At 48.8% G+C, this 8,855-nt stretch carries 8 protein-coding genes; 4 read left to right on the forward strand and 4 right to left on the reverse strand.

Annotation, left to right across the window (positions count from 1 at the left end):
- The 4 genes from OEM52_11580 to OEM52_11595 form a co-directional block, all read left to right on the forward strand.
- Window positions 1–1,162, forward strand: a 1,162-nt coding sequence (locus OEM52_11580) for a hypothetical protein (protein ID MDK9700776.1), incomplete at its 5' end; no start/stop codon positions are given.
- Window positions 1,163–1,172: 10 nt separating this feature from the next.
- The gene (locus OEM52_11585) at window positions 1,173–3,698 is read left to right on the forward strand and encodes an ATP-dependent Clp protease ATP-binding subunit (protein ID MDK9700777.1); all 2,526 of its coding nucleotides are present in this window, start codon (window positions 1,173–1,175) and stop codon (window positions 3,696–3,698) included.
- Between the two features lie 99 nt (window positions 3,699–3,797).
- Entirely contained in the window at window positions 3,798–4,382 is a 585-nt protein-coding gene (locus OEM52_11590; GenBank protein ID MDK9700778.1) for a YceI family protein, read from the forward strand.
- Window positions 4,383–4,453: 71 nt separating this feature from the next.
- Complete coding sequence (locus OEM52_11595) at window positions 4,454–4,855, forward strand: hypothetical protein (protein ID MDK9700779.1); 402 nt, start codon at window positions 4,454–4,456, stop codon at window positions 4,853–4,855.
- Window positions 4,856–5,133: 278 nt separating this feature from the next.
- Here the strand turns inward: OEM52_11595 and fbp are convergent, their stop codons facing one another.
- The 4 genes from fbp to OEM52_11615 form a co-directional block, all read right to left on the reverse strand.
- Window positions 5,134–6,165, reverse strand: coding sequence for a class 1 fructose-bisphosphatase (gene fbp, locus OEM52_11600; GenBank protein MDK9700780.1), 1,032 nt, complete (start codon window positions 6,163–6,165; stop codon window positions 5,134–5,136).
- A gap of 185 nt (window positions 6,166–6,350) precedes the next feature.
- Window positions 6,351–6,857 carry an HAD hydrolase-like protein gene (locus tag OEM52_11605; GenBank protein ID MDK9700781.1) on the reverse strand — a complete coding sequence of 169 codons (507 nt, stop codon included), beginning with the start codon at window positions 6,855–6,857 and terminating at the stop codon, window positions 6,351–6,353.
- Window positions 6,858–6,860: 3 nt separating this feature from the next.
- Complete coding sequence (locus OEM52_11610; protein ID MDK9700782.1) at window positions 6,861–7,808, reverse strand: DUF4438 domain-containing protein; 948 nt, start codon at window positions 7,806–7,808, stop codon at window positions 6,861–6,863.
- A gap of 31 nt (window positions 7,809–7,839) precedes the next feature.
- Window positions 7,840–8,736, reverse strand: a complete 897-nt coding sequence (locus OEM52_11615) for an Ig-like domain-containing protein (GenBank protein ID MDK9700783.1) — start codon at window positions 8,734–8,736, stop codon at window positions 7,840–7,842.
- Window positions 8,737–8,855 lie beyond the last annotated feature (119 nt).

Genomic DNA, 8,855 nt, shown 5'->3' on the forward strand with positions numbered 1-8,855 from the left:
CAGTCGAACAAGAGAATTACGAATTAGCTGCAAAACTACGCGACTTGATCAACGAGTTAAATCAGACGGTACAACCCAAATGAGTCTTCCGCACGGCATTGTCGATTCCGAACAAGCTCCACACCGGTTTCAGAGTCGGTTTTACCCGGAGATTGTGCTGTCCGCACGGATGATCGTTTACCGCAATCTCCGGAATATCCCCTTTCCGAATCGCTTACCCGATCGGGAATATGCAATGATTTCGCATCAGGTATTGGATTCGCTTCACGCGGATCCACGGTGGCGCGAAAGTTGTTTTCAGCTTGAAGCGGAGCAGTTGGAGCAGAAAGATGCTGATTTATTGAGTGAGCGTCAGTTTGGCGACACCGACTTCTTTCACCGGAAGTGTGGATCGATGTTCCTGAAGCACGATCTAAGTACAGTGGTGTATAGCGGCGGAAGCGATCATGTGAAATGGACAGCGCAAGGCACTGGAGTTTGTTTCCGGCAGCTCGCCGATGCGTTTCATCGCGACAGTTTTGTGTTTGCGGAGTTGCCATTTGCATCTGACGATTCGATCGGATTTTTCACAAGCGATTTACATGACGCTGGCGGAGTGCGGTTTTATTCAATCTTGCACCTCCCTGCCGCGTTCTATAGCGATGGTTTCGCCAAGATAGCGACCGAACTTTCCTCGGCGGGTTTTCAACTAACAAGTTTGTATGGTCAGTTACATCCACCACCCGGCGCATTAGGATTGTTAACCCATAAGCAGTGTGCTGGAATAAGTGTTAACGAGCTTGCCGAGCGGATGGAACATGGCGCGTTTTTATTAGCGCGATGGGAACGTGCAGCTCGGCGAGCAATGCTCCGGGAAGCGAAGACTCGGATACAGGATATGATTGCTCGGGGTTTCGGTATTCTCAAACATGCCCGGTCAATCAGCCGGGAAGAATTCATTGCGCTTCACTCTGCTTTGCGGATTGGGGTGGATTTAGGTTGGATCCGGGGCGTCACATCCGGGCATGTCAATCGGTTAGTGGAGCGTGCGGGAATCGCGTATTTGCGATATACTCTGAGCGAGACAGCTCCGGAATTCGATCCCGACGCCGCCCGGGCCAAAGTGATTCGCGATACGATGGCAAATGCACGGTTGGTTTTCGATGAGTCGTTAGAAGGTTAGGGAGTAAGCAATGCAAAAGTATTCGTTTCGTGTACAACAAGTGATACAATTCGCTCGTGAAGAAGCGGTGCGAATGGGACACGATGCGAACGGTCCCGAACATTTGCTTCTCGGCATCATCCGACTCGCAGAAGGTGGTGCTGTTCAGATTCTTCAAAATATGAATGCCGATTTGGAAGAGTTGTGGGAAGGGATCGAGGAAACTGTCGAGCACAGCGAAACACCGACGATGAAAGCGGGCGATCTTCCATTTACAAAGAAAGCGGAACGGGTTCTCAAACTCGCATACTCGGAAGGTCAATCTTATAACGCCGATGTCGTTGGGACCGAGCACTTGCTGTTGGCATTGCTACGCGACGAAGAAGGCATTCCATTTCAGGTATTGTCGCGGTTCAATGTTAGCTATGAACGGGTCAAAGAAGAACTCGAAAACATGATTCGCGAGCGGAGCGGCGGCAATGTCCCTGGCGGCGAGCGGAAAGCAACTACGGCTACTAAAGAGAAAAGTAAAACCAAAACGCCAGTACTTGATCATTTTGGACGGGATCTCACTAAGCTTGCCCGCGATGGAAAACTCGATCCAATCATCGGACGCGAAGAAGAGATTCAACGGGTCGCGCAAATTCTTGCCCGACGTAAGAAGAATAATCCAGTTTTAATCGGCGAGCCGGGAGTTGGTAAAACCGCTATCGCTGAGGGGTTAGCGATTCGGATTCTGGAACAACGGGTAAGTCCGGTATTGTTCGGAAAGCGCGTCGTTCAGTTGGATTTAGGCGCATTGGTGGCGGGAACTAAGTATCGCGGTCAGTTTGAAGAACGTATCAAAGCGATTATGGGGGAACTTGAAAAGAATCGCGATGTAATTCTTTTCCTCGATGAATTGCATACGATTGTCGGCGCGGGTTCGGCAAGCGGTAGTCTCGACGCATCGAATATGTTCAAGCCAGCGTTAGCACGTGGCGAGCTACAGGCAATCGGTGCGACAACCTTCAATGAATACCGTCAAACCATCGAGAAGGATGGTGCACTCGAGCGGCGATTCCAAAAGCTTATCGTGAATCCACCGACGACTGACGATACAATTGAGATTATTCGCGGTTTGCAATCCAAATATGAAGAATATCATGGCGTTAAGTATCCGGAAGTAGCGGTACGAAATGCGGTGATTCTTGCCGACCGTTACATCACCGACCGGTTCCAACCGGATAAATCGCTTGACGTCATCGATGAAACGGGTAGCCGGCTACGACTCTCCCATGCGAAAGTACCGGAAGAAATCGTCGAGATGGAGAAGGAACTCGAGCGACTTCAGGGATTGAAAGACGAGCTGGTGAAGTTGCAGGAGTATGAAAAGGCGGCAGACGTTCGCGACCGCAAGCGGCAGATGGATGAGAAACTGGAGCAGGCGCGGATCAATTGGGAGAAAGCCGGTTCACGGACGCCTGTAATTGTAACGGAAGAAGACATTGCTGCGACCGTTTCGATGATGACCGGGATTCCAGTAAACAAAGTGCAAACGAGCGAAACGGATAAACTGCTGAATATCGAGAACGAACTCGAAGCGAAAGTCATTGGCCAGCATCCTGCAATTCGGGCGTTAGCGCGAGCGATTCGGCGTTCCCGAACCGGATTCAAACAACTCAATCGTCCCATCGGCAGTTTCATTTTCCTTGGACCGTCTGGTGTCGGGAAAACCGAGTTGGCTCGGGTATTGGCGCATTACTTATTTGAGGATAAGAATGCATTGGTACGCGTTGATATGTCGGAGTATATGGAGAAGTTCAACGTCAGCCGTTTGATTGGTGCTCCTCCGGGTTATGTTGGCTATGATGAGGGTGGTCAGCTTTCCGAAAAAGTGCGACGAAAACCATACTCGGTGGTGTTACTCGATGAAATCGAGAAAGCTCATCCCGATGTGTTTAATCTGATGCTGCAAGTCCTGGACGCCGGCGAGTTGACCGATGGATCGGGTCGCACGGTCGATTTCCGGAATACGATTATCATCATGACTTCGAATCTCGGAACCAGCGACATCAATAAACTGACGCAAGGCATCGGCTTCGGCGCTAAGAGCAATATCGTCGATTACCGCGAGATGTCGGATAAAATGATGGACGCCGTGAAGAAATACTTCCGCCCGGAGTTTCTAAATCGAATCGATGAGTTAATCGTCTTTCGTGCCCTTGAGAAGAACGACGTTGAAGAGATTGCTCGGCTGCATATTAATGAATTGAACCAACGGCTTTTTGAACGAAACGTCACGGTGGAAGTCAGTCGTAGCGCGATTAAATGGTTAGCTGATAAAGGGTATAGCCCAATCTATGGCGCACGTAATTTACGCCGTACCGTGGAACGAATGCTGGAAGATATTCTCTCGGAAGAGATGCTTAAGCATAAGTTTACGGAAAACGTTCATGTCATTTGTGGCATGAAAGGGAAAGACGGACCGCTCTCTTTCAAATTCGAGCCAAAGCAGATAATCGAGCAGCCCGCCGAAGAAAGCGAAGAAAAAGTGGAAGCGACTGAAAATACGTAACCACAGATCTTGACGATTGAACGTATTGTTTATATCGAACCCGCAGCGATGCGGGTTCTGCTTTTCTATCAGATCAATTATCACGGGGAGGAAATCGAAATGGTCACACGAGTAATCGGGTCGCTGCTGATGCTCGCAACACTTGCGGCATCGGCGTTTGCAGATACCTATTATTTTGGTACACAGCCAAAACACACCAACATCACTTTTACGTCCGAGACGATTTTAGAAACTATTTTAGGAAATGTAAATGCAATTCAAGGGAGCGCAACGCTTGCCGAAGGACAGTACTCAGTAAAGTTGGATGTTCCCGTTGATCAAATGAAAACCGGGATTGAGATGCGCGACGGTCACATGAAGAGCGAGCATTGGCTTGACGTCGCAAAGTATCCGAATATCTCGTTCACTGCGAAATCAGCGAAGAGATTGGATGGCGACAAGTGGGAAGTCAATGGAGACTTTACGATGCACGGCATTACTAAAACTCGCACAATCGTCGTCGAAGCAACTCCGATTCCAGCCGACAAAGGGGTTAAGATGGGCGCAGGACAATGGATGCGGTTCCGCACAGAATTTCCGGTGAAACTCTCCGACCATCAAGTGAAAATTGCAGCTCAAGCCGAAGGGAAAGTAAACGACGAGTGGAAAGTGAAAGTGATGCTGTACGGGACCACCGAACCGTGAAAATAGCATGAGACATATTCTCTCACTCTTTACTCTTGACAGTTCAGTATCATTTCTCTTGTGGATTAGTTATGAAAAGAAAAATCGGCATTGCACTGCTTACGCTGGGGACACTTGGACTGCTCATAAGTGCCGGGTCAAGCTGGTATTTATTCGGACAGCTCGAAACGGTTACGATGATCGTTCCACACGATGCCTCGATTGTCGAGATGAATCGTTCGATGTATCTCGCTGGCGATCCAATAGTGGATGTATATGGCAATTCGATGGGAAAACCAGTGCGAGTCGTTGTCAAGGATAAATCGAAAATTCTCCGACCACCGGAAGATACCACATTGCAATTGTTGCCGGTCGATAAGCAAAAGGGCGAGAATCCGATGCAGGAACAGTCGATTTGGTTGTTTCTGAAACCGATGTTGGCAGGCTCGATTGGAGCGGCACTGGCCGGGGCGTGGCTGTTCAAGAAGAAGTAAAGTGAAAAGGGGCGTATGCAATACGCCCCTATAATACAAATCGAGATTGACACGTCACTTCAGTCGTACAAGGTTGCGACCTACGTTCCTCGCAACGACAGGGCGAATTGCAATTCGCCCCTACGGAGCGGGTCGGGAAGCCCATATCCAACAATTCAAAACAAAAGGGTGAACACCGGTTTGCCCGTACGCACCGCGACAAGAATATCGTGGCCTCACAAAAAAGAAAAGGGCGGCTGCCAGCCGCCCCTACATAAATCATGATAATCGAAATCTTGTTAATCGCGAGGCGCAAGATCGAATTTATTAATGAATTCCTCGTACTCGGATACATCCTGTTTACTACCCACGATCAGTGGTACCCGCATATGAAGCGATGTTGGTTCGAGGTCGAGAATGTTGCGACCTCTGCCATCGGTGCATGCTCCGCCGGCTTGTTCTACGATCATTGAGATCGGCGCCGCTTCGTAAAGTAGTCGTAATTTTCCTGCCGGTTTCTTTGGATCCTTCGCATCCAACGGATATAGGAAGATACCACCATACAACAACGTACGATGGATATCGGCAACAAGAGAACCGACATAACGCGAAGTATAAGGGCGTTTGGTCGCGGGATCGTGCGCCTTCAAGTAGTCAACATAACGACGGGTGCCTTCCGTCCAGTAGGCGTAGTTTCCTTCATTACACGAATAAATTTTTCCTCGCTCGGGAATTCGCATATTGGGATGCGATAGCAAAAATTCACCGACGGCGGGATCGAGGGTAAACCCGTGAACACCATGTCCTGTTGTGTATACAAGCATCGTGGAGGAACCGTAGACGATGTAACCCGCCGCGACTTGCTTGCGACCAATCTGCATACAATCGGCTTCGGTGCCTTGCTGATCCAACGAGATTTTTTTGTGTACCGAGAAAATCGTTCCGACAGAAACGTTCGCATCAATATTAGAACTGCCATCGAGGGGATCGAAGTTGATTACATAGTGTCCGATTTCATGGTGTTCGGGAATCGGAATGATTTCTTCACTCTCTTCGGAAGCCATAGCTGCGAGATGCCCGCCGTGATCCAGCATCCGAATGATAGTATCGTGGGCAATCACATCCAATTTCTGCTGGCGCTCGCCTTGCACATTCTCCGAACCAAATTCACCCAATATGTCCAGCAGTCCGGCTTTATTGACGTGATGTGAGATTAGTTTAGCTGCTAATGCGATATCTTCGAGGAGATCGCTGAACTCGCCGGTGGCGCCTTCCACTTGACGTTGCTGCTCGATGATGAAGCGGTCAATCGTCATTAATTTACCAACCATATTCGTTACAATTTCCTTTCGTTCTCAGTTTTTGTTGTTATGAAAAGTTCCCAAACTTGTTCGATTCGCTCGATATACTGATGAGCACCGGGTAAATCTTCACGGGTCAGTGTCGATTGCAGAGCAATGACAGTACCTCCGGCTCCTAATGCAGCTTGAATACCAAAAGGGGCATTCTCGACAATCTAACATTCCGCCGGTTCGCAATGAAGGCGTTTCATCGCTTCCAGATAAGGCGCTGGATCCGGTTTCCCGGGGAGATTCTCTTCACCGGATACTATCGCGGAGAAAAGTGCAATCTCCTCAGGTATTAGCGAACTCTCGAGATTGACGCGCGCCGACCCGGTAACTAACCCCAGCAGTACATTTGAAGCTTTTAACTTCTGCAAAAGCCCGTGTGCTTCCGGGTTGATTTGCGGCGGCGAATTCTCGCGATAGAGTTTTCGCTTCCGATTCACGAGCTCCATCACAAATTCATCGGAAGGGGTGATGCCTGCTTTCTCTTGAAAGAAGCGGCGCATCGATACTTCGGCTTTTTCCCCTTCGCCTAATGCAATGTCGCGGCGGGTAACCGAAATACCTTGATCAGATAATACGGTACTCCACGTGAAAAAGTGATTTTCCAGGGAAGTTATTAAGACACCATCGAGATCGAACAAAATCGCACGAGGAATCGGTAAAGAATCGTGCATTCGTTACTTCTTCCTCTTCGATTTCATTTTCTCGAATAGATAAGCAAGGTTCGCCTGCTCGGAAATCACCGGTTTGATGTTACCTGATAGCGATGTCGCAATGGTCGTGACACCTGGGCCGTGACCCGCTACAACGCTATTGGAATGGATGATCACCCCGATGGTAACGGAACCTTCACTCCAGATTCTGCCGTAGCTATTGTCGACATCCATCAGTGCGACAATATCGCCAAAACGGAGCGATTTGAGATTATACTCAGCTACCATTTTTTCATCGAACATTTGAATGTCGTAATCGCCGCGCCAGACGTGGTTGTTGCCCAACCCACTCCCCATCACTTTTCCGGGAACGAAATGTGTAACCGGTACGACTAATTTGCCGGAACGATCTTTTTTCCAATCTAAAACATGTAACAATTGGGGATCAAGATTGAAGAGTTTGATGTCGGGAAAATCGAGCAATTCGAGACCAATCCCGAAGGCATGAACTTGCATTTTATCGCCAATCGCAAGATCGGCTAAAACATCCGGCGGAAAATCGACGATGACGTGCTCGACACCGCCGTGGGTTCCGGTAACGCGTCCGGTTTCCCCTTTCGCTTCGCCGGTTAAGACTCGAACGGGATTTCCAATGCAGGCAAGCGTGTTTAAGCCATTGTTTGGAGAAAAACCACCATCACTGGATCCGCGGTACTCGATTGTCGCGCCGGGTTCGATATGGTCGCCGACCAAATCGATACAGTTATCACCGATGCGTTTGTTGAATGTGATACTGCCGGTACCGGGCAAGGGAATTGCTTGTCCAGTTTTCGCTTGAATGCGATAAGGCAAGGGACCTAACTTTGGCGGCGCAATTTCACCAACTGCCGCCATTGCAACTAATTTATCGGCATTGGTTCGCAAACCACCTAACAGAATGCCTTCCTTAGGTGTCGTTGTCTTTTTAATCATGATACAATCCCAAACTTTTCAAACTTGTTTCCTACTCGAGTATGTCAACAATTGCACGCAGCATGATGTTGTTTTCAGTTAAAGAAATCCACTCCGTTCTGAGTTCGAGCTCCTGTCGATTTGGATTTCGTACCGCTTGATCAGTGATTATGGCAATCGGTTCCATAGTGAGGGGCGCCGCAATCGCGAAATAGTATGAGGTATTTGCACTGAGTAAACGTTGCAATGTCAACGAACTGAAACCGGTATTACTTAACGAATCTGGTAGAATTACCAAAGAGTCAATTCGTTGGTTGGGCAGGTTGTTCACTTTGTCATAGAGATAAAACATCAGGGTGTCAAATTCGGTTTGAGTAGAGACCAACCTCACTACGAATTGAATGGTTTTCAGCGAACATTGATTGGTCGACCGCAACTCCACTGCATACTCAGTAGATAGATTAACCAGATCCGGCAATGACCAACCTTGCGGGGGATTGGCATAAGTGCCAGAGAAATTTTGCAGAGTGTCGATGCCGGTAGCCAGAGTATTGACAAGAATCGTCGGGGTATAAGTGAAATTTCCCGTTGGATCAAAGGCGCGAGCAGCGAGCGTGTGATACCCATTGGAAGCCCATGCGCTTTGCCATACCGCCCGATAGCGATTGGAATGGGTTCCCACAATCATTCCTTTGATTAGGGGCATGCCATCGAGATAGAAATGCACTGAGTCGACTGACGAGTTGTCATACGCAGTAACTTCAAGCGTATCACGAGGCGTCACCAACTCCCCGCCGAAGGGACGAATCCAATCAATTGAGGGCGCTTGAGTGTCGGGCAACGTCGCATCACGTCCTGCCGCTCCTTCTGGACCCTCGCAACCGAACACCAATAGCAACAATCCTGCCATGAGGGTAGCGAGAATTGTTGAGCGAGATTTTATTTGCATGCCAACTCCAAAAGTGTTTCCATGCGACGATTCCCAACGATTACTCATCAAATTGCCATACTTTCGCCCGGATTAAGAGATTACTTCCCGTCAGTGGGTACCAATTGTCGGTGTAATAT

It is taken from the genome of bacterium (assembly GCA_030247525.1).
In the GTDB taxonomy this organism is placed as follows: domain Bacteria; phylum Electryoneota; class JAOADG01; order JAOADG01; family JAOADG01; genus JAOTSC01.